Origin of the sequence: Bifidobacterium sp. UBA744 (assembly GCA_002298605.1) — a bacterium.
Taxonomy (GTDB): Bacteria; Actinomycetota; Actinomycetes; order Actinomycetales; family Bifidobacteriaceae; genus Bifidobacterium.
The window spans coordinates 21,967-43,079 of record DBKS01000060.1; the positions used below are offsets into that span (position 1 = coordinate 21,967).

General features: G+C 64.4%; 16 protein-coding genes and 1 pseudogene. 5 read left to right on the forward strand and 12 right to left on the reverse strand.

What is annotated here, in order from left to right; genetic code table 11:
- Positions 1-85: 85 nt before the first annotated feature.
- The gene (locus B2994_RS06815; RefSeq protein WP_291527617.1) at positions 86-973 is read left to right on the forward strand and encodes a MurR/RpiR family transcriptional regulator; all 888 of its coding nucleotides are present in this window, start codon (positions 86-88) and stop codon (positions 971-973) included.
- On the opposite strand, the gene recQ is transcribed toward B2994_RS06815, so the two are convergent.
- The 8 genes from recQ to B2994_RS06855 form a co-directional block, all read right to left on the reverse strand.
- Positions 946-2,850, reverse strand: a complete 1,905-nt coding sequence (gene recQ / locus B2994_RS06820; protein ID WP_291527618.1) for a DNA helicase RecQ — start codon at positions 2,848-2,850, stop codon at positions 946-948. The two genes, B2994_RS06815 and recQ, sit on opposite strands and share 28 nt — an antisense overlap.
- A 35-nt stretch (positions 2,851-2,885) precedes the next feature.
- Complete coding sequence (locus B2994_RS06825) at positions 2,886-4,076, reverse strand: cystathionine gamma-synthase (RefSeq protein WP_291527619.1); 1,191 nt, start codon at positions 4,074-4,076, stop codon at positions 2,886-2,888.
- Positions 4,077-4,197: 121 nt separating this feature from the next.
- On the reverse strand, positions 4,198-5,214 hold the full coding sequence (locus B2994_RS06830) for a pyridoxal-phosphate dependent enzyme (RefSeq protein WP_291527620.1): 1,017 nt from the start codon (positions 5,212-5,214) through the stop codon (positions 4,198-4,200).
- A 377-nt stretch (positions 5,215-5,591) separates the two neighbouring features.
- Positions 5,592-6,371, reverse strand: coding sequence for an ABC transporter ATP-binding protein (locus B2994_RS06835; RefSeq protein ID WP_291527621.1), 780 nt, complete (start codon positions 6,369-6,371; stop codon positions 5,592-5,594).
- Positions 6,361-7,143 carry an ABC transporter ATP-binding protein gene (locus B2994_RS06840; protein WP_291527622.1) on the reverse strand — a complete coding sequence of 261 codons (783 nt, stop codon included), beginning with the start codon at positions 7,141-7,143 and terminating at the stop codon, positions 6,361-6,363. The genes B2994_RS06835 and B2994_RS06840 overlap by 11 nt, the downstream gene beginning before the upstream one ends.
- Positions 7,140-8,042, reverse strand: coding sequence for an ABC transporter permease (locus B2994_RS06845; RefSeq protein WP_291527623.1), 903 nt, complete (start codon positions 8,040-8,042; stop codon positions 7,140-7,142). Before B2994_RS06845 ends, B2994_RS06840 begins: the two co-directional genes overlap by 4 nt.
- Positions 8,042-9,013, reverse strand: a complete 972-nt coding sequence (locus B2994_RS06850; protein WP_291527624.1) for an ABC transporter permease — start codon at positions 9,011-9,013, stop codon at positions 8,042-8,044. Before B2994_RS06850 ends, B2994_RS06845 begins: the two co-directional genes overlap by 1 nt.
- Positions 9,014-9,159: 146 nt before the next feature.
- Positions 9,160-10,818, reverse strand: a complete 1,659-nt coding sequence (locus B2994_RS06855; RefSeq protein WP_291527625.1) for an ABC transporter substrate-binding protein — start codon at positions 10,816-10,818, stop codon at positions 9,160-9,162.
- Between the two features lie 137 nt (positions 10,819-10,955).
- Between B2994_RS06855 and coaBC the strand changes: the two genes are divergently transcribed.
- The 3 genes and pseudogenes from coaBC (at position 10,956) to B2994_RS06870 (ending at position 13,910) form a co-directional block, all read left to right on the forward strand.
- A complete protein-coding gene (gene coaBC / locus B2994_RS06860; protein ID WP_291527626.1) occupies positions 10,956-12,281 on the forward strand; it encodes a bifunctional phosphopantothenoylcysteine decarboxylase/phosphopantothenate--cysteine ligase CoaBC in 1,326 nt (441 codons plus the stop codon).
- Positions 12,281-13,042 (forward strand): annotated as a pseudogene (locus B2994_RS06865) (type III pantothenate kinase); the annotation flags it as partial. The gene coaBC and the pseudogene B2994_RS06865, both read left to right, overlap by 1 nt.
- Positions 13,043-13,136: 94 nt before the next feature.
- Complete coding sequence (locus tag B2994_RS06870) at positions 13,137-13,910, forward strand: type III pantothenate kinase (RefSeq protein WP_291527628.1); 774 nt, start codon at positions 13,137-13,139, stop codon at positions 13,908-13,910.
- A gap of 35 nt (positions 13,911-13,945) precedes the next feature.
- On the opposite strand, the gene B2994_RS06875 is transcribed toward B2994_RS06870, so the two are convergent.
- Positions 13,946-16,036 carry a beta-galactosidase gene (locus B2994_RS06875; protein ID WP_414630660.1) on the reverse strand — a complete coding sequence of 697 codons (2,091 nt, stop codon included), beginning with the start codon at positions 16,034-16,036 and terminating at the stop codon, positions 13,946-13,948.
- A 103-nt stretch (positions 16,037-16,139) separates the two neighbouring features.
- On the opposite strand from B2994_RS06875, the gene B2994_RS06880 reads away from it, so the two are divergent.
- Complete coding sequence (locus tag B2994_RS06880) at positions 16,140-17,189, forward strand: LacI family DNA-binding transcriptional regulator (protein ID WP_291527629.1); 1,050 nt, start codon at positions 16,140-16,142, stop codon at positions 17,187-17,189.
- Here B2994_RS06880 and B2994_RS06885 read toward each other — a convergent pair.
- The 3 genes from B2994_RS06885 to glmS all read right to left on the reverse strand — a co-directional run bounded on the left by B2994_RS06885 (position 17,166) and on the right by glmS (position 21,043).
- Positions 17,166-18,311: a glycerate kinase gene (locus B2994_RS06885; protein WP_291527630.1), complete on the reverse strand. Its 1,146-nt coding sequence runs from the start codon at positions 18,309-18,311 to the stop codon at positions 17,166-17,168. The genes B2994_RS06880 and B2994_RS06885 overlap by 24 nt on opposite strands.
- Positions 18,308-19,069, reverse strand: a complete 762-nt coding sequence (locus B2994_RS06890; RefSeq protein ID WP_291527653.1) for a pseudouridine synthase — start codon at positions 19,067-19,069, stop codon at positions 18,308-18,310. The genes B2994_RS06885 and B2994_RS06890 overlap by 4 nt, the downstream gene beginning before the upstream one ends.
- Positions 19,070-19,150: 81 nt before the next feature.
- Positions 19,151-21,043 (reverse strand): glutamine--fructose-6-phosphate transaminase (isomerizing), encoded by a 1,893-nt coding sequence (gene glmS / locus B2994_RS06895; protein ID WP_291527631.1) that lies wholly within the window; start codon positions 21,041-21,043, stop codon positions 19,151-19,153.
- Between the last annotated feature and the right edge of the window lie 70 nt (positions 21,044-21,113).

A 21,113-nucleotide genomic window follows, 5' to 3' on the forward strand; every position in this document is an offset into this window, starting at 1 on the left:
CAGACCGGGGCCGCCTCACGAGGCGGTCCCACGGTGCCTTGCATCACGTCACGTTCACCGGTCCGAGGCACCTACAATACACACTATGGAAATCGAATCGATGCCGGTCAAATCGAGAATCATCTCGATGATGCCATCGCTCAAAACGGCGGAGCGTCGCGTGGCGGAGTATCTGCTGCACCACTGGGATGGCGCGGACGGCGAGCTCACGGTCGCCGCCGTCGCGCAGGGGTCGGGAAGTTCGGCGGGCACAGTGGTCCGCACCTGCCGGTCCTTGGGATATCAGGGATATCAGCAGGTGCGCGTGCTCATCGCGCGCGATCGGCTCGCGGCCAGCACATCGGTCGGCGACAACGCCACCGCCCCGGATTCGGCGTCGGACAGCACTCCGAGCGCCGACGGGAAGCGCGTGCATGACCGCGTCGCGACACTCGCCAACCAACTTCCCCTGCTGATGGGCACGCTGTCGGACAAGGAACTCGACGCCGCCGTCAAGTTCGCCGGGGACGCCAGGCGCATTCTCGTGATCGCCAATGGACTATCCGCGCCGATCGGGGCAAGCTTCACGTCGAGACTACTGCGCAATGGCTTCGACGTCGCATGCTTCACCGACACCATCGACCAGCATATTGCGGCCAGCATGCTTACCGACGATTGCCTGGTGTTCGTTTTTTCCGGATCGGGCGCGAACACCCATACGCTCGCCGCGGTGCGCGCCGCCAAGGACGCCGGCGCCCGCATTGTGGCGCTCACATATTTCGCGGCGTCGCCGCTGATCGCCCTGGCCGATGTGACCTTGCTGGTGGGGCCGCCGAATCTCACGCTGGACAGTGAGCTCAAGGACGTCAGCCGCGTTGCTCTGATGGTGCTCTCCGAGGCGCTGGCGTCGGAGATGACATGCGACGGCACACAGTCCCCCTCATCCCCCGCCTTCACCGCGATCTCTCAGCATCTTGAGGACACCGACGAATAATCGGCGATCGCCTTGAGGAATCGCGCGCCGTAGGCTTCGAATTTTCCCTGGCCCACGCCGTTGACCGAGAGAAGCTCCTCGCGGTTGGAGGGGCGCCGCCGGACCATGTCGCGCAGCGTTTTGTCGGAGAACACAATGTAGGGTGGCCTGCCGATCTCCCTGGCGATGTCGCGGCGCAGCGACCGCAGCTGCTGGAACAGCGCCTCGTCCTCGTCGCTCGACACCGAGTCGGCCACGCCCAGCGCCGGCGTCGGACCCGAGTTCCGCGGCCGGTCCGGCCTGCGCGCCACACGCTTCATCTCATAATGAAAATCAGGCCGCGCGGTTTGGGCGGCCAGCGGACCGAACCGCACCAGCGGCAGCCGACCGGGGGTGATCGTCAGATACCCTTCGGATGCCATCTGGCTGAGCACATCACGCACGCGAGCCTCCGGCACATCCCTCAGCACCCCATATGAGGGAACGGCGTCAAGCCCGCGATTCACAATGTCGGCGGCGGCCGATCCGCGCAGCACGGCGACGATCTTGCCCGATCCGAAACCCTGGTTGAGATCGTGCACGCAGCGACTGATCGCCCTCGCGACGTCGCTCACGTCGATGGTTTCGAACGTGGTTTGGCAATTGGAGCAATTCGGGCATGTCGCCTCCACGCCGGTGACCGTGGTCACGGACTGTCCAAAATAGCGCAGTATGTAGGCATGCAGGCATCCCGTCGTCCGGCAGTATCCGATCATGCCGTCCAGCAGCCGTGTTTTGCTGCGCCGGACCAGTTCGACCTCCTCGGGCGTCAGACGGTCGTTCTCATAATCGGCGCTGAGCAGACGGCGACGTGTGACGATGTCGGATTCGTTCCACAGCAGGGTGCATCGACTGGGTTCGCCGTCGCGGCCGGCGCGGCCCGCCTCCTGGTAGTACGCCTCGATGGATTCGGGCATATTGTGGTGCAGCACGTATCGAACGTTCGACTTGTCGATGCCCATGCCGAACGCATTCGTGGCCACCACCACGCCGACCTCGTCGGTGACGAACGCCCGCTGCGCCCGTTCGCGCCGCTCGGGCGCCATGCCGCCGTGATAGGCCACGGCGATGCCCGCCCCGAACGCCGCATTGATGCCGTCGGCCAGCACTTCGGTCTCCTTGCGCGTGGCGCAGTAGACAATGCCCGACTCGTCCCGATGCTCCCCCACATACCGCACAATCCAGCGGTTCTTGGCCTTCGTCTCCATCTTGATGACGTCCAGGAACAAATTGGGACGGTCAAACCCCGTAATGGTCAGCGCGGGATTGCGCAACCCCAGCAGTGTGACGATATCGTCACGGACGCGTTCTGTGGCGGTGGCGGTGAACGCCCCGACCACCGGACGCATCGGCAGGCCGGCGATGAACTCCCCTATGCCGAGATAGCTGGAGCGGAAGTCCTGCCCCCACTGCGACACGCAATGGGCCTCATCCACCGCCACCAGCGAAATGATGGGCGACCGGGTGGCGAAATCGCGGAACCGTGCGGTTTCCAACCGCTCCGGCGCCACATACAGCAGCTTGATCTCGCCTCGCGCGGCGGCGGCCAGCACATCGGCCTGCTCGTCGATGCTTTGCATGGCATTGATGAACGCCGCGTTGATTCCCGCGTCGCGCAGCGCGTCCACCTGATCGCGCATCAGCGAGATCAGCGGCGAAATCACCACGGTGACGCCCGGCAGCAGCAACGCCGGGATCTGGTAGCAGATCGATTTGCCGGCGCCTGTGGGCATGACGGCCAGTACATCGTTCCCGGCCAGCAGCGACCGTACGATCCCCTCCTGCCCCGGACGAAAGGAATCATATCCGAAGTACTGTTTCAGCGCCTTGAGCGCCGGCTGCCGCATATCATCCGTCATGCACGCCAGTCTAGCCCCGGCGCCGCCAAACCCACTCAGGCGCGAAGCGCCTGGGCGAGATCGGCGATCAGATCGTCGGCGTTTTCAATGCCGACGGAGATGCGCACCAGATTGTCGGGCACCTGCAGCGTGGTGCCGGCGACCGAGGCGTGAGTCATGGCCGCGGGCACCTCGATCAGCGATTCCACGCCGCCAAGCGACTCGGCAAGCGTGAAGATGTGGGTACGTCCCACGAAACGCTTCGCAGCCTCGACGCCACCCGCAAGCTGCACCGACACCACGCCGCCGAAACCGCCGTGCATCTGGCGCCTGGCGATCTCATGGCCCGGATGCGACTCAAGGCCCGGGTACCATACGCGCTCCACCACATCGGAGGACTGGGATTCCAGCCACTGCGCCACGGCCAGGGCGTTGGCGGAATGACGCTGCACACGCAGTTCCAAGGTCTTGAGTCCACGGATTTCCAGCCATGAATCAAACGGCGAGGGCACCGCGCCGGCGGCGTTCTGCAGGAAGGCCACCTTGTCGTGCAATTCCTCGTCGTTGGTCACCACGGCGCCGCCCACCACGTCGGAGTGGCCGCCGATGTACTTGGTGGTGGAGTAGACCACCACGTCGGCGCCGTCATCCAACGGATGCTGGAGCGCCGGCGATGCGAAGGTGTTGTCGACCACCACCTTGGTGCCATGCGCATGCGCCACGGCCGCGGTGGCCGCGATGTCGGTGATGTTGAGCAGCGGATTCGACGGGGTCTCCACCCACACGTAGGCGTAGTCCTTCTTGGCGAGCGCCGCCGACACCGCGGCGGTGTTGGTGATGTCGACCACGTCGAGTCCCACGCCCCACGGCACGAACACCTTGCTGAGCAGCCGGTAGGTGCCGCCGTACACGTCGTCGCCCAGCAGCACATTGTCGCCGGGCTTCAGGCTGGCGCGCAGCAGCACGTCGATGGCGGCCAGTCCGGAGGCGAAGCTCGACGCGTACCGAGCGCCCTCCACGAAGGCGAGCTGCTGGTCGAAGCTGGTGCGGGTGGGGTTGATGGACCGGCTGTAATCATGGCCGCCGCGCAGGCCGAGGACGCCGTCCTGCTTGAAGGTGGAGGTCAGGTACACCGGCGTGACGACGGCGCCGGTGGTCGGATCGGGCTCCTGGCCGGCATGGATGGCTCGGGTGGCGAGCGCGTCGTCGGCGAACTGGTTATTGTAGGAGGTGGCTGCGATGGTCATGATGGTTTTCCTTTGCGGTATTCGTGCTGCGCTGCGATCAGCGGTGTACGGGTTTTGTGGATTGGGTTTGCGATTTCGTGGGTTTTGGCGGCATGGGACCGCCCGTCGAGCGGTGGATCGTCTACAGATACCGTTCGGCGATCGACGGCTTGGTGGTGCGGTCAACCACATCGCCGTATCCGTTGGCGCGCATCCAGTCGTCGTTGAAGATCTTCTCCAGATAGCTACGGCCCGAATCGGGGGCGAGCACCACCACGAGCTGGTTTTCGTCAAGCTGGTTGGCGCGGGCGTATTTCAGCGCGCTCACCACGGCCATGCCGGACGACCCGCCGACGAGCAGCCCCTCCTCATTGGCCAGACGACGGGTCATTTCGAAGGCTTCGGCGTCGCCCACCTGCACGATGTCGTCGGTGATGGTGCGGTCGAAGGCACCCGGATAGAAATCCTCGCCCACGCCCTCGATGTTGTATTGATGCACCTTGTCCGGATCGGTCGCCGAATAGATCGAACCTTCGGGATCGGATCCGATCACCCGCACGCGCCCGTCGGAAACCTCCTTGAGATATTTGCCGGTGCCGGAAATGGTGCCGCCGGTGCCGATGCCCGCCACGAAATGGGTGACCTTGTGGTCGGTGGCCTCCCAGATTTCCGGTCCGGTGGTGTAGTAGTGGCTCAGCGGGCCGTTCGGGTTGTCGTACTGGTTGGGCCGGAAACCGCCGGGGATCTCCTTGGCGAGCCGCTCGGCCACCTGATAGTAGGACCGCGGATCGTCGGGGCCCGCGTCGGTGGGGGTGACGATCACTTCGGCGCCATAGGCGCGCAGCACCGCACGCTTGGATTCGGAGACCTTGTCGGGCAGGGTGAAGATGGTGCGGTATCCGCGCTGCAGAGCCACGAGCGCGAGGCCGACGCCGGTGTTGCCGGAAGTGGGTTCGACGATCACGCCGCCGGGCTTCAGCTGCCCCGAGCGCTCAGCGGCGTCGATGATGCGCTCCGCGATGCGATCCTTGGAGGATCCTCCCGGATTCAGGTATTCGACTTTGACGGCGATGGTGGCGGCGATGCCGTCGGTGACATGGTTGAGTTTGACGAGTGGGGTGTTGCCGATGAGTTCGGAAATGCTGTTGACGATGGTCATGGAAGTCTCGTTTCTGATGGTGCCTGTTTGCTGGTTCGGATGGATGGGCTTGTGATCCAAGGCGTGTGGCTGCTGGCAATATGCCGGAAACGGGACTGTTCAGCGCAGATGGCGTGAGTACGGTATTACGGCATGCGCATTGCCGCCAAACTGCGTGATACAAGAATGCGCTGAAACCTCGTTGCGCGAATTCACTGTCCTATTTCAAGTTATGCGTTGTCAACCGTCCGCCTACGGGCGTCGGTTAGCGACAACAACAACATGAAATGAACTGCATGGTTCACACCATAGCACACCGAGCCGCGACGGCGAGTTCCGACACGGCAAGTGTTCGGAATATGGACACCCGTCTCTGGGCGCCCATCGCAGCCCACGAGTCACAGCGTGGCGGCGGCGATCAGTTCCCTGGTGTACTCAGATTGCGGGTCGCACAGCACTTCGGCGGTCGGCCCGACCTCTTCCACGCTCCCGTCGTGCAGCACCAGAATGCGGTCGGCGAGATGACGGACCACGCCAAGATCATGCGAAACCACAACCAGGGCCACATCGGGCCGCGCCGCGCGGATCGCGGCGAAGGCGTCGAGAATCTGCAGACGGGCGGCCACGTCGATCGCGCTCATCGGCTCGTCGGCCAGCAGGACGCGGGGCTCGGCCACAATGGCGCGGGCGATGGCGACTCGTTGCGCCTGGCCGCCCGACAAATCCACCGGATAGCGCCGCCCGAATGCGTCGGCATCCAAACCGACGGTTTGCAACGCGTGACGCGCCCGCCGAAAGGCCTCGTCCCGGCCCACGCCGCGCAACCGCAGCGGCTCGGCCACCGACTGCGCGACCGTCCAGCGCGGATCAAGCGAACTGAACGGATCCTGAAACACCAAACCGGATTCACGCTGCACAGTCCGGTCACGACCAGTCACGGCATGGCCGTCATACGCAACCGAACCCGCATCGGCGCGCTCCAACCCCAGCATGATGCGGGTCAGCGTCGACTTGCCGGAGCCGGAACCACCGATGACGGCCAGGCACTCGCCCGCATGCACATCGACGGACACGTCGAACAGCACCTGCCGGCGGGACCTCCCCGACTGAAACGACTTGGAGACGCCGCGCACGGCAAGCAACGCGACCCCTCGGGAATCATCATGATCACACGGCATGACCGGCCTCCAACGTGAGTTTGCGGGCCGCGGCCACCAGCCGTCCGCCCACCTCGCTCTGCGGCGAGGACAATACATCGGCTGTCGCGCCGGATTCGCGCACCTCGCCCGACTCCAGCACATAGCATCTGGTGGTGGCATGAGCCAGCACCGAAAAATCATGGGTGATGAACAGCATCGAAGCGCCGGCGTCGTCCACCAGGGAAACCAGCAAATCGATGATCTGCCGCTGCGTAATCGAATCCAACGCGGTGGTCGGCTCGTCGGCGACGATCAGCCGCGGCGACGTGATCAGCGCCGTCGCGATGCCCACACGCTGCTGCTGCCCCCCGGACAGCTCATGGGGGAATTTATCCGCGACATCCTCGGGCAGTCCGACCTTGCGCAGCATCGCCATCACGCGGTCGCGACGCTCCGAGGCATCCACGTCGTAATGCAGCGCCAACGGCAATCCGATCTGCCTGGAGACGCTCCACACCGGGTTCAATGCGGCGGCCGGATTCTGAAACACCATGCCCATATACCGTCCACGCAGATCCGCAAGCTCCGTCTCGGCAGCACCAGCCAGCTCCCCGCCGTCAACGGATATCGATCCGGACGTCGTCGCATTGGACGGCAGAATGCCCATCAGCGCCTTGGCGATCATGGACTTGCCGGAACCCGACGGACCGATCAGACCAACACGCTCGCCGTCGGCGATATCGATATGCACGCCGCGGACAATGCGATGGCCCGCGATCGAGACATTCAGGTCATTGATTGCAACGCTCATCGCCTCTCCCCCCGCTCTTCCCGTGACCGCTCGGCATTGTTGCCGCCAAGATCGCGCAGCGCCGGGTTGGTCACCGGATCGGCGGCGTCGCGCAGGGCGTCGCCGAACAGATTCAGCGCGACCACCACGACGGTGACCACCAGCCCCGGCCAGAGCACGGTGAGGGGGAACACGTTGATGAACTTCACCGACGTGGCCAGCGAATGCCCCCAACTCGGGGTTCCCGCGCCGACGCCCACGCCCAGATACGTCAATCCGGCTTCCGCGAGAATCGATGTCCCCGCCGACATCGACAACTGCACCATCAGCACGGGAACGGTATTGGGCACGACATGGCGCGTCAGCACATACCAGCCGGACGCGCCGCCCAGTCGCGCCGATTGCGCATATTCGGAGGTCGCCGCCAGCATGGCGGCTGGCCGGGCGATGCGGGCGAGATTCAGGCCGTACGCAATGGAGCAGGCCCCCACGATCACACCGGCCGAAGCTCCCAGCGGCACGGTCAGCAACAGGGCGATCAACACGGTCGGGATGGAAATCAGCGCGTCGACCACGGCGACCGTCGCCGAAGCCACGCCGGATCGGCGCGACACCATGCAGCCGACCAGCAGCAGCCCGATGGCGGCCGAGCACAGCACGGACAGCATCGCAATGGCCAGATTGGTGGCCGAGCCGGCCATCAACCAGCTCAGCACGTCGGCGCCGGTGCCATCGGTGCCCAGCGGATGCGCCGGCGAAGGCGTGTCCCACGCATGGTAGCCATCGGTCGCCAGCAGCGGCTGCGGGGTCCAGAACAGCGAGACCACCGCCGTCACCAGCCAGGCCCCCAGCACAATCAGCGAATACCGTCCGCTGCCATGGGACCACATGGTCCTCGCCACCGTCCATATGCGCGCCATCATCGCCCCTCCCGACCGGTCGCGGACTTCAGTCGAGGATCAAGCAGCCGGTGCAGCAGATCCACCACCAGACCCAAAACCAGGAAAAACGCCGCCAACAGGAACAACTCGCTCTGCACGGCGATCAGGTCGCGGTTCCCGACATCGCCAACCAGCAGCGCGCCCAGCCCCGGCAGCGCGAACAACGATTCAACCACCATCACGCCGGTGATCATCTGCGCGAAGGTCAGTCCCGCCACCGACACCAATTGAGGAGCGGCCAGCCGCAATCCCACGCGAAGCACGGCCTGCCGTCGCGTCATGCCGCAGGCCATCGCCATGACGACCGCGCCGCCGTCCGCCAGATCGCCCAGCGCCGCGCGCGTATAGCGCATCACGCCCGCGCCGGCCACAATGCCGGTCGCCAGCGCAGGAAGCACCAGCGAGGCGAACGCGGCGCCGGCGTCATGCCATCCGGTCGAAGGAAACCCCTGGGAGGGAAACACGCCAAACACCCCCACTCCCCGGGCGAACATCAGAATAAGGAGCAGCCCGCCCCAGAGCGCGGGAACGGCGCCTCCGACAATCGCCACCACATGCAGCGCCCCCGCCAGCACACGTCCCCTGGCGATCACCGCGGCGCACCCCAACGGCAAGCCGATCGCCAGCGCCACGAACAGACTCATCACAATCAGGGGGAAGGTCAGGGAACCCCGGGTCGCCACCTGCGAGGCCACCGTGCGGCCGGTCAGCACCGATGTACCCAAATCGCCATGCAGCAAGCCGGCGGCCCAGTCGCGATACTGCTCCAGATACGAACGGTCCAAACCGAATTGAGACCGCAACTCGGCAATGCGCTCAGGGGTGGCGGCCGTGCCGGCCATCACCGCGGCCACATCGCCGGGAAGAATGCGCAGCGCGACAAACACCAGTATCGAAACGCCGAACAACGCCGCCACAAACAGCAGCAGCCTCTGAATGATGAAACGCATGAAGTTCCTTCAGCTATGAATGCAAGCCGGACGCATCGCGCAATCCGGCACACGCGACTGCGAACCATCCCCTGTCTCAGCATGGCAGGGACGGACGACAGGGGCGCCCCGCGACGGGATGCCGCGGGACGCCCCTGCGACAGCCGTCACCGCACGGGCGTATAGGTCATGTTGTACAGCGGCAGCACGCTCTGGCTCAGACGCTGCGGGAATCCCTCGACGCCCTTGCTTGCGGCCACCGTAACGCGATATTCGAACAGCCAGTCGGCCGGGGCGTCCTCGGAGACGAGCCTGGCGGCCTGCTTGAGATAATCGTCGGCCTCGGCGTCGTCGGATGCGGCGAGCGCCTTGGCATACAGATCCTGCACGTCCTTGTTGTCGTAGTGGTAGTAGTAGGTCGGCGTCGCCCACTTGTAGAAATCGTGGCTTTCCGCATGATCCACCAGCGACAGCTCATAGTCGCCGTTAGTGTGCACGTCCTGCAGCCAGGTCGAGAACTCCACGTAGTTGATCTTCAGGTCGATGCCGATCTGCTGCAGTTGCGAACGCAGCTGATCGCCCAACTCGGTGCCGTACACGTTGGCGTAGGTCAGCGTCAGTTCCAGCGGCTTGTCGGCGGAGAACCCCGCCTCGGCCATCAGCGCCTTCGCCTTGTCCGCATCATGCGGATACAAACCGGTCAGATCGTCATACCCGGGGTCCACATTCGGAATCGGGCCGCCCAACGCGCTGTCCACGCCGCCACGCGAGGCGATGATCTGATCGTGGTCGATGGCGTACCGAATCGCCTGGCGCACGCGCTTGTCGGCGAGTTTCGGATTGGTCATATTGAACGCCAACACGAATTTGTCGGATCCGTCGGCGGCATTCACCGTGTAATGCTCCGGATCGGACTGGAACGACTTGGCCAACGTGGCCGCGATGGGAGACAGCACCTGCACGTCGCCGCTCTTGAGGGCGTTGACCGCCGCATTGTCATCCGGCAGGAAACGCACGGTGACGTTCCGGGTCTTCGCCTTGTGCGCGGTTCCCCAGTACCGGTCGTTGGCCTTGAGCACCAGCTGGCTGGACGGGTCGAAGGACTGCACCTCGTAAGGTCCGGATCCCACCGCCGTGGTCTTGGCGTCGTACTGCGCGTCCTTGTCGAACACCAGGCCCGGCCGTCCGGAGAGATACCACAGCATGTTGGAATCGGGGGCGCTCAGCTTCAGCTGCACGGTGTTCGCGTCGACGACCGTGGCTGCGTCGAGATTCTTGACCTGATCGTAGTTGTAGTATTTCTGCGCCTTGAGTTCGTTGATGGACCATGCCACATCATCGGCGTCCAGCACGTCGCCGTTCGAGAAGTTCATATGCTCGTTGAGATGGAAGGTATAGGTCAGACCGTCATCGCTGACGTCCCAGCTGGAGGCCAGACCGGGCTGCACCTTGTTGTCGGAGTCGCGGGACACCAGCCCCTCGTACACATTGCCGATCAGGAGCTGTTCAAGCGCCGAGCCGGACTGGTGGCGGATGTCGAGGTTGACGGGGGCGAGCTTGATGCCCACGGTCACCGTGTCGGATTGCGCCGATGCGCCGGCGCCCTGCGTGCCGTCGCCCTTGCCCGCGGTGCGGAACACGGTGACGCCGAGCGCAATCGCCACGACGGCGATCACGCAGATCAGCGGGACCACCCAGCGCGGAACGCCCCTGGACTGTTTCACGCGAGCGTTGAGGCTCTCGTCGGTGGAAGCCGATGCGCCGGACTGCGCATCCTTGGATTCGGTCGCGTCGGATTGTCCGTGCGCGCCATTGATCTGAGACATGCGTCTCTCCTTCAATGATGTGATGTTCATCTCTTCAATGCGCGATTAGCCGCCGCGGAGGGTCGACCATCGCCGCGCGACATTATACTTGGGTACCGGCATTGACACAAAGCAACGACCGATTCGGAAAGTGAAATATGGCACATATTCTTTTAGGGGTCACCGGCAGCATCGCCGCGTTCAAAGCCTGTCATCTTGCCTCGGATTGGACCAAAGCTGGCCATGAGGTGCGCGTCGTCATGACGCGTGCCGCCGAGCAGTTCATCACCCCGCTGACCTTCGCCTCGATCACGCACCGCGCCGCCCGCACGACCATGTTTTCGGAGCATCCGGCGTCGGAGGGCGACGTGGCCCCGGCCGACGGGCAATTGGACATCAACCACATCGCCGACGCCGCCTGGGCGGACGCGTTGGTGATCGCCCCGGCCAGCGCGGATGCCATCGCGCGCATCGCGGCCGGACTGGCCGACGACACCCTCACCTCCACGGTGCTGGCGTACGACCGAGGACCCAAGATACTGTGCCCCGCGATGAACTCGCATATGTATGCCAACGCCGCCACCCAACGCAATATCGGCATCTGCCGCGAGCTGGGATGGACCGTCGTCGAACCGGAAATCGGCAAACTCGCCTGCGGCGACACCGGTCGCGGACGCATGGAGGAACCCACCGTCATCGAGGAGGCCGTCGCCGCCGCGCTTCGACGATCCGCGGATCCGTCCGATTCGCCGCTGGGGGGTCTCAAGGTGCTCATCACCGCCGGACCGACGCAGGAGGCGTTGGACCCGGTACGGTACCTGACCAACCATTCCACCGGCAAAATGGGGTATGCCCTGGCTCGGGCCGCGCGCGACATGGGCGCCGACGTCACGCTGGTCAGCGGGCCGACCTCGCTCGAAGCGGTGCATGGCGTCACCATGGTTGACGCTGTAAGCGCCGACGACATGTTCCACGCCGTCAAGCAACGATTCGCCGACGCCGACATCACGATTATGGCGGCGGCCGTCGGTGATTTCAGGCCCGCAACCGTACACCCGCAGAAGATCAAGAAGCAGGGCCGCGCCTCGTTCTCATTGGAGCTCGTCTCGAATCCCGACATCCTCGCATGGGCCGGTGAGCACAAAAGCGGTGCGAAACGCCAAATCCTGTGCGGTTTCGCCATGGAAACGGAGCATCTGATCGACAACGCCTCGAGGAAGCTCAATGAAAAGCACTGCGACATGCTGGTGGCCAACAACCTCAGGACCCCGGGTGCGGGATTCGCCACCGACACCAATGTGGTGACGCTGCTCACCCCGACCGGTGCCGGCAACGCGGGCAACGCGGGCAACGCCGACGTCACCGAGGGCCCGACCGGCGACGCGGCGCCCGCCGCCGCGCATGTGGAGCATCTCGGCATCATGGGCAAATCCCAGCTCGCCGGCGAGATCCTCAGACGCCTCAATGCGATGCGGGAGTCCTGATGCTGCTCGCGGTCGACATCGGCAACACCAACATTTCGGTTGGCTTCATCGACGGCGGTTCCGTGGTCGGAACCTACCGCATCACCACCAAAAGCCATCACACCGCGGATGAATACGCGCTGAACATGCGCCGTTTCATGACGTTGTCCGACGTACGTCCGGGCGACGTCGAGGGGGCAATCATCTCCTCCGTGGTGCCGAAAGTCATGCACGCGTTCCGCGGCGCGATCTGCAAACTCACCGATCTCGACCCCATTGTGGTCGGCCCGGGAGTCCCCACCGGTCTCGACATTCGATTGGACAATCCCAAAGCCGTGGGCGCCGACCGCATCGCCGATTCCGTGGCCGCGTACACGCTCTATGGCGGGCCGGTGCTGGTCATCGACTTCGGCACCGCCACCACCTACGACTATGTGGACGGCCACGGCGCCTTCCGCTCCGGCGCCATCGGCATCGGTCTGCAAACCGCGGCGAACGCGCTATGGGGACAAACGGCCCAGCTGCCCGAGGTGGAGCTCGCAGACCCCGGCACCGTGCTCGGCACCAACACCACGGCGGCCATGCGCGCCGGATTGTTCTACGGGTTCCTCGGCGGCGTGGAATACACGATCCGGCAGTTCCGTGCGGAAACCAACGAGGACTTCATCACGGTCGCCACCGGCGGACTCGGCTCGATTCTCAACAACGCCACCTCCGCCATCGACGTCTACGACCGCGACCTGATCTTCAAGGGACTGGCGATCATCCACAAGCGCGCGGTCATGCCGCCGACGGGTCGTTCGGCTGCGGACCGGTTCCGCTCCTGCGCTTCGAAATCCCATACGGCTATGATGGGGCGCAACACAGGAGGCTCATATGCTCGTCGCGGTTGACATCGGCAACACCAACATCGTCCTGGGATTTCTGGAGGGGCCGAAAATCGTCGGCACCTATCGCATCACCACCAAAGCCAATCACACTTCGGATGAGTACGGCCTGCTGCTCACCGAATTCCTCGACATGTCCGGCTACGCGGTCGATGACGTGGATGACGTGATCGTCGCCTCCGTGGTGCCGAAGGTCATGCATTCGTTCCGCTCGTCCATCGTCAAATTCCTGCACATCGATCCGATGGTGGTGGGACCGGGCGTGAAGACCGGTATCAACATCCGCATGGACGATCCCAAATCCATGGGCGCCGACTGCCTCGCCGACTGCGCGGGCGCCTACCACGTGTACGGCGGGCCGGTGCTGGTCGCCGATTTCGGCACCGCCACCACCTTCAACTACGTGGACGCCAGCGGCACGATCACCGCGGGGCTCATCACCACCGGCATCCGCTCGGGCGCGGCGGCGTTGTGGGGGCAAACCGCGCAACTGCCCGAGGTGGAGATCACCCGGCCCAAATCCATTCTCGCCACCGGCACCCGCACCGCCATGCAGGCCGGGTTGTACTACAACTTCCTCGGCGGCATCGAACGCACCATCAGGCAGTTCCGCTACGAGCTCGACGAGGACTTCAAGGTGGTGGCCACCGGTGGTCTGGGCAGCGTCTTCACCGACGACACCGACCTGATCGACGTCTACGACAAGGACCTGATTTTCAAGGGCATGGCAATCATCTATGCCCGGACCACCGGCGCACGGTAGCCTCGCCGCGGGCGGCGCGACTCACAACTCGCAGCTCACAGCTTGACGACCAGGACGCCGTTCGGCTGGATGACCGCCGAATGCTCGCTGTCGCTGACATGCGTCAGCGATGCCACAATCGGATCGCCTTCGACGTCGACCACGGCGCGCTCACGCCCACGGTTGAAGATGAAGACGAAGTGGTTCTCGTCATGCTCGTCGGCACGTTCGACGCGCAGCACATCGCCGCGATCCGGCTCGAGCCGGGTTTCGATGCCGAGCTCGTCAAGCAGCTGCGGCAGGCTGGCCGACAGACCCGTACGTCCCAATCGAGCGCCCACATACGCGGCTTTGCCGTCGCCATACTGGTTGACGGTAATCGCGGGAACCCCGTCCAATCCAGTCCAGGGATCGGCCTTGAACGTGGCCAGCACGCGGGCCGTGTCGGCCGTGGAGGCGATGACATCGGCGAAGTCGTGCGCCACCGCGCCGTTGCTCAGGTCGAGGTGATCAATCGCACCGTCGTATTCGCCGCGGCTGTCCAGCGGCGCAAACTCCTCGATGCGCACGCCCATCACATCGCCGATCGCCCCCGGGTAGCCGCCCAGGTAGACATGGTCCCGCTCATCGGCAAGACCGGTGTAGTAGGTGGCGAAGAGCTTGCCGCCGTTCGCAACGTATTCGCGTACGCGCCGGGCGGTCGCCCCGTCAATGATGTATAGGCTCGGCAGCACCACGGCGTCGTACTCGTCCCACGGGCCGGCCACCGGCACCACATCGGCGGTGATGCCCTGATCGGCCAGCGCGCGGAACCAGTCAAGCGGCTCGGTGACATGATGCACGTCCTGCGTGGGAGTGGCGGTGTGTTCGGTGGCCCACTGCGATTCGTAGTCGAACACCACGGCCACCTTGGATTTCACCAGTGAGGTGTCGAGCAGTCCCTCATCGGCCAGCCGGTTGAGGTCGGCCCCCAGTTCGCATACGTCGCGGAAGACCTGGCTGTTCTCCCCCGCATGCGGAACCATCGCCGAATGCCATTTCTCGGCGCCGGCTTTGGACTGCCGCCATTGGAAGAAGCAGATCGCGTTCGCTCCCATCGCCAGATGCGCCAGCCCGTCGCGCACCAGCTGCCCTGGCTCCTTGCGCATGTTGATCGGGCGCCAGTTCACCGCGGAGGTGGAATTCTCCATAAGGAACCACGGGTGCTTGCGCGCGATGCCATCCGTCAGGGAAGCCGCATAGGCCAGCTCGTCGAAATGCGATTCGCCGGGGGCGAAGTAGTGGTCGTTGGAGACGAAGTCGACCTGTGCGCCCCACTTGTCGTAATCCAGTACCGTGCCGTTCGCGGACACCATGAAGTTGGTGGTCACCGGCTTGCCCGGGGTGATCTCGAGCAGGGCGTCACGCTCGGCCTGGTAGAACTCGAGCAGCGCGTCGGAACTGAACCGTTTGAAGTCCAGCAGCTTGCCGGGGTTCATGAAGTTGCCGTCGCCGATGAAGCGCGGCGGGATGATCTCGCCGAAATCGTTCATGTGCTGCGCCCAGAAGGCCGTGCCCCACGCTTCGTTCACCGCGTCGATGGTCTTGTAGCGCCTCTTGCACCATTCCTGGAAGGCCCGCATGGCGTCGTCGGAATAGTCGAAGCGATTATGACAGCCGTATTCGTTGCCAACATGCCAGGCGACCACATACGGGTTGTCCTTGTAGTGCTCGGCCATGGCGCGGCACAGCTTGAGCGCGTATTCGCGGAAGATCGGGCTTGTCGGACGCCAGTGCTGACGCGCTCCCGGCCAGCAGGCGTCTCCGCGGTAGTCCCTCCACAGCACCTCGGGATGCGCCTGGGTCAGCCAGAGCGGCGGGCTGGCGGTGGCGGAGGCGAGATCGACGGCGATGCCCGACTCGCCCAGCTTGGCGATGATGCGATCCAGCCAGTCGAAGTCGAACACGCCTTCGGACGGTTCGATTTTCGCCCATGAGAAGATGGCGACGGAGACCAGATTGACGCCGGCCCGCCGCATCAGGCGAATGTCATCGTCCCATACTTCCTCCGGCCATTGGTCGGGGTTGTAGTCGCCGCCATACCAGATGCGTTCGCTCTGTCCTTTCAGGGGCTGCGGCCAATTGAACGTCCTATGTTGTATGCCCATGGAGACCTCCATGTCTCGCGGCAAAACGCCCGCGTCGTGAATGTTTACGTTATCATTGTAACCAACACCTCATACGCGACACCCCCGGAAAGGATATCGGCATATGTCCCACCGCCACCGCAACGCCGCCTCCCTGCACGATGTGGCACGCGTGGCCGGCGTGTCCGCGCAAACCGTCTCGCGCGTCGCCAACGGCAGCGATCTGGTGAGGCCGGACACCGCCGCACGAGTGCGGCAGGCCATGGAACTGACGGGATATCGACCCAATTTCGCCGCGCGTGCCCTGAAGCGCGGCAGCTTCCACGACATCGGCGTCATCCTGTTCAACATCACCCAAACCGGCAACATGCTGCTGCTCCACGGCATCAGCGCGGCCGCGGCCCGTCAGGGATACGCCATCACCTTGATCACGCTGGACGACGCCGACGCGCGACACCCCATGACTACGCTGGACGCCGCCATATCGCGCATAGCCGCCCTGCCCGTCGACGGCGCGATCATCGCCCTTGAAAACGCACCGGACGATATCGCGAGTTTCGCCCCACCCGAGGATCTGCCAACCGTGCTGATCACCGACGGGCCGCTCCCCCATTGCGCCACCGTCGACGTGGATCAGACCGACTGCTCACGGCAGGCGGTCACCCGACTGTTGAACGCCGGCCACCGTACCGTGCACCACATCACCGGCCCCTCCCGGTCACGCGCCTCACAGGCCCGCGAGCAGGCGTGGGCAGACACGCTGCGCGATCACGGCGTCACGCCGCCGGAGCCTCTTCGCGGGGACTGGAGTGCCGACAGCGGCTACGACGCAGGGCTGCGCCTTGCCGAGGACGGGACCTGCACCGCGGTCTACGCCTCAAACGACCAGATGGCCTATGGCTGCATCCAGGCCCTGCGGCATTGCGGCAAACGCGTTCCCGAGGATGTCAGCGTCATCGGCGTCGACGACTCGCTGGGCGGATATGTGCCGCGGCTGGACCTGACCACCATGCACATTCCCTTCGGGACCATCGGACGGGCGGCGTTCGACATGGTGATGAGCGCCTGCGAGGGCGAGTCTCTCCCGGTCAACGTCAGGTCGACGATTCCCCCGCATCTGGTCGAGCGGAACTCGGTAAGCGACTTCCCGTCATTCCCCGGCCCGGCGAAGTAGCAGACGCGTGACGTTGCAGGCGGTGGACTCGAGATGGGAGGCCGCCTGATCCATCGCGTCATGGAGCGTGGCGACACCGGGCAAAATGCCGAATATCGCGTCGATGCCAAGGCCGTACAGCTGGTCGACGCCATCGCCGACACCGCCAGCCAACGCCACCACCACGCAATTCGGCGACGCCGATTTCACCGCACGAGCCACCCCGACCGGCGTCTTGCCGAACCTCGTCTGGCCGTCGATGCGCCCCTCGCCGGTGAGGCACAAATCCGCCCCGCGAGCCAGCGCCGCCAATCCGGTCGCCTCAACCACCACATCAACACCTGATTGCATGACCGCATCGGTGAATGCCAGGAATCCGGCGCCCAGACCCCCCGCGGCACCTGCGCCGGGCAGCGTTTCGACGTCGTGCCCCAGTTGCCGGCGAATCACTGCCGCGTAATGAGCCAGCGCCGCGTCCAACTGAGCCGCCACCGCCGGGGACGCGCCCTTCTGCGCGCCGAATACCAGCGAGGCGCCGCGCGGACCGGTGAGCGGATTGGTCACGTCCGAAGCCAACCGAATGCGCACGCCGGCAAGACGGGCATCCATGCCGGAGACGTCCACCTTCGCCAATCGAGCCAGGGCCCCGCCGCCGAACGGCAACGACTCACCATGATCGTCCAGGAACCGCACGCCAAGCGCCTGGGCCATACCAGCACCACCATCATTCGTGGCCGAACCGCCCAGTCCGACGATCAGGTCGGTCACGCCGCGGTCCAACGCATCCCGGATCAGCTCGCCGGTGCCATAGGTGGTGGCGGTCAGCGGGCTGCACGTCGCGTCATCCACATATTGCAGGCCGCTGGCGGCGGCCATCTCAATCACCGCGGTATGCCCGTCACCCAATATGCCGTATTCGGCGCATGCGGAACGGCCCAGCGGATCGGTAACCCGCGCGGAGACAAGGCGCCCGCCCGTCGCATCCACCATCGAGCGCACCGTGCCCTCGCCGCCATCCGCCATGGGCACGGTCACGCATTGCGCGTCCGGACAGGCGCGAAGCACGCCGGCCTCCATGGCTCGAGCGGCTTCAAGTGCCGTGAGCGATCCTTTGAAGGAATCGGGGGCAATGACGATTTTCATATGCAACACTCCAATGGCGACGCATGATTCAGGTCGTGATCCACGTCATCGGGGCCAGGCGCGACACATCCCAACGGTATGCGGGAGCGAAAACTGCGCGCCGCGCCGGTGACGGGATCGATGAAGGACAGGGTGCGCGCCACCAGCTGCAACGGTTGCGAATAATCGTCCCACGCACGCAGGGGACGCAGCACGGGATAAAAAACGTCGCCGGCGATCGGCAATCCCAATGAATTCATATGAACGCGCAGCTGATGCGTTTTGCCGGTACGCGGACGCAAGGTGTATTTGGCGAGGCCACGGCCTTCTGAAGCGCCTCCTGCCAGCCCATCGCGTTCAATCAGCGTTTCGGCGTTCACGACACCGGGCTCTTCAAACGCCTGCAGCACGCCCCGGTTCTTCACGATTCTCGACCGCCTCAGCAGCGGAAACGGCCGAGGCGCCTCAAGCCATTCGACCGTGCCGAATCGAGGTCGTCGCACCGGCGCAAGCGGTGCGAGACATTCATAGGTCTTCATCGCCCGCCGCTCCTGAAACAGCATCTGATAGGCGCCCCGGCAAGCAGGGTCGCGCACGAACACCAGCACGCCGGCGGTCAGGCGGTCCAGCCTGTGGGCGGGGACGATCGCCTCCTCGCCATATTGCTCGCGCAGCCGGATCAGCGCCGTCTGCCGATACCACATGCCACGCGGCATGGTGGCCAGAAAATGCGGCTTGTCGACCACAATGATCCGCTCGTCCTCATACAGCACCGTCATTCCAAACGGAATGGACGGCTCCTCGGTCACCCAACGATGGGGGCGAGCGGCTCGCTGGGACCTCTGCCGGTCACTCATCGCCTATTCGACGGTGACGGACTTGGCGAGGTTGCGAGGCTTGTCCACGTCATAGCCTTTGAGCTTGGCCATGTCCATGGCGAACAATTGCAACGGCACCACATCCACCAGCGGGCTCATCAGCGTCGGGCACTGCGGGCGCCAGAACACCACATCCGCATAGCGTTCCACATCCGGATCGCCCTTCTCGGCCACGGCGATGATGAATGCGCCACGGGCCTTCACCTCTTCGATGCCGGAGATCACCTTGGCATGCAGCACATTGCGCCCACGCTGCGGCGGCACGATGAACACCACCGGCTCCCCCTCGTCCACCAGCGCGATCGGACCGTGTTTCAGCTCGCCGGCCGCGAACCCCTCGGTAAAGGTGTAGGCGATCTCCTTGAGCTTCAACGCGCCTTCCAAAGCCACCGGATAGCCGACATGGCGACCCAGGAACAGGAAGGAACGTGCGTCCAGCATGCGTTCGGCCGCCTGCTGGATGGCGGATGACTGGGTGTCGATCACCCACTGGATCTTGCGGGGCATCTCCTTGAGCGAATCCAGCACCTGATGGATCTCGTCGCGGAACATCGCCCCCTTGATCTGCGCCAGATACAGGCCCAGCAGATACACGGCGGTGATTTGCGCGACGAACGCCTTGGTGGAGGCGACGGCCACTTCCGGACCGGCATGGGTGTAGAGCACGGCATCGGATTCCCGCGGAATCGACGCGCCCTGCGTATTGCAGATGGCCAGCACCTTGGAACCCTGCTCACGGGCGTGGCGAAGCGCCATCAGGGTATCCATGGTTTCACCGGACTGGGAAATCGCCACCACCAGTGTACGCGGGGTGAGGATCGGATCCCGGTAGCGGAACTCGTGCGCGAGTTCCACCTCCACGGGGATGCGCACCCAGTGCTCGATCGCGTATTTGGCCACCTGTCCCGCGTAGCTGGCCGTGCCGCAGGCGATTACGATGATCTTGTCGATCGCCTTGAAATCATGCTCGTCGATATGCACTTCGTCGAGGTCCAGATCGCCGTTGGCGTCAAGGCGCCCCAGCAGCGTACGCTGCACGGCGGCCGGATCCTCGTGGATCTCCTTGTCCATAAAGGAATCCCAACCGCCCTTCTCGGCGGCGGACGCATCCCAATCCACGGTGTAGGTGTGGGGATGCTCAACCACATTGCCGTTGAAGTCGGTGACAACCACCCGGTCGGCGGACACGCAGACAACCTGGTCCTGATCGATTTCCATGGCGCGCTTGGTGTAGGCGACAAAGGCCGCGACATCGGAACCGAGGAAATTCTCCCCGTCTCCAAGCCCGACCACCAACGGCGAGTCATGGCGCGCGCCGACCACGATATCCGGCTGCCTGCAGTCGGTGGCGAGAATGGTGAACGCGCCGTCAAGCATGCGCGCCAGACGGCGCATGGCTTTGAACAGATCCGGATGCCCCTCGTCCTCGATGATCTTGTCGACGATTTTGCCCAGCAATTTGGCGGCCACTTCGGTGTCGGTGCTGGATGAGAAGCGGTACCCCTCGGCCTGCAGATCAAGGCGAAGCTGCGAGGCGTTCTCGATGATGCCGTTATGGATAATCGCCACCTTGCCGTCACGGCTGGTATGCGGATGGGCATTCACATCACTCGGCACGCCGTTGGTGGCCCAGCGGGTATGGCCGATGCCCACGGTGGCGGCCGGCATCGGATCACGTTCGATGCTCTCGACGAGGTTGCTGAGGCGTCCCGCCTTCTTGCGCACCTCGACATGATCCATATCAGGCGAGGACAACGCGACGCCGGCCGAGTCATAGCCACGGTATTCGAGCCGCTTCAAGCCCTGGAGGCACACCTCAAGCGGCTTGCCGCACGCGGTTTGTATCGATCCTGCATATCCTACGATTCCACACATGTCCCCCACCATAACAAACAAAAGGCACGGAAACTCGCACGCATTGCCTCCGGCGCAAAATCCCCGCGTC

What these genes read in the sequence shown, in the direction of transcription:
- B2994_RS06815 (WP_291527617.1), top strand. Translation starts at nt 86, where the DNA reads ATGGAAATCGAATCGATGCCGGTCAAATCGAGAATCATCTCGATGATG.
- recQ (WP_291527618.1), bottom strand. Translation starts at nt 2,850, where the DNA reads ATGACGGATGATATGCGGCAGCCGGCGCTCAAGGCGCTGAAACAGTAC.
- B2994_RS06825 (WP_291527619.1), bottom strand. Translation starts at nt 4,076, where the DNA reads ATGACCATCGCAGCCACCTCCTACAATAACCAGTTCGCCGACGACGCG.
- B2994_RS06830 (WP_291527620.1), bottom strand. Translation starts at nt 5,214, where the DNA reads ATGACCATCGTCAACAGCATTTCCGAACTCATCGGCAACACCCCACTC.
- B2994_RS06835 (WP_291527621.1), bottom strand. Translation starts at nt 6,371, where the DNA reads ATGCCGTGTGATCATGATGATTCCCGAGGGGTCGCGTTGCTTGCCGTG.
- B2994_RS06840 (WP_291527622.1), bottom strand. Translation starts at nt 7,143, where the DNA reads ATGAGCGTTGCAATCAATGACCTGAATGTCTCGATCGCGGGCCATCGC.
- B2994_RS06845 (WP_291527623.1), bottom strand. Translation starts at nt 8,042, where the DNA reads ATGGCGCGCATATGGACGGTGGCGAGGACCATGTGGTCCCATGGCAGC.
- B2994_RS06850 (WP_291527624.1), bottom strand. Translation starts at nt 9,013, where the DNA reads ATGCGTTTCATCATTCAGAGGCTGCTGCTGTTTGTGGCGGCGTTGTTC.
- B2994_RS06855 (WP_291527625.1), bottom strand. Translation starts at nt 10,818, where the DNA reads ATGTCTCAGATCAATGGCGCGCACGGACAATCCGACGCGACCGAATCC.
- coaBC (WP_291527626.1), top strand. Translation starts at nt 10,956, where the DNA reads ATGGCACATATTCTTTTAGGGGTCACCGGCAGCATCGCCGCGTTCAAA.
- B2994_RS06870 (WP_291527628.1), top strand. Translation starts at nt 13,137, where the DNA reads ATGCTCGTCGCGGTTGACATCGGCAACACCAACATCGTCCTGGGATTT.
- B2994_RS06875 (WP_414630660.1), bottom strand. Translation starts at nt 16,036, where the DNA reads ATGGGCATACAACATAGGACGTTCAATTGGCCGCAGCCCCTGAAAGGA.
- B2994_RS06880 (WP_291527629.1), top strand. Translation starts at nt 16,140, where the DNA reads ATGTCCCACCGCCACCGCAACGCCGCCTCCCTGCACGATGTGGCACGC.
- B2994_RS06885 (WP_291527630.1), bottom strand. Translation starts at nt 18,311, where the DNA reads ATGAAAATCGTCATTGCCCCCGATTCCTTCAAAGGATCGCTCACGGCA.
- B2994_RS06890 (WP_291527653.1), bottom strand. Translation starts at nt 19,069, where the DNA reads ATGACGGTGCTGTATGAGGACGAGCGGATCATTGTGGTCGACAAGCCG.
- glmS (WP_291527631.1), bottom strand. Translation starts at nt 21,043, where the DNA reads ATGTGTGGAATCGTAGGATATGCAGGATCGATACAAACCGCGTGCGGC.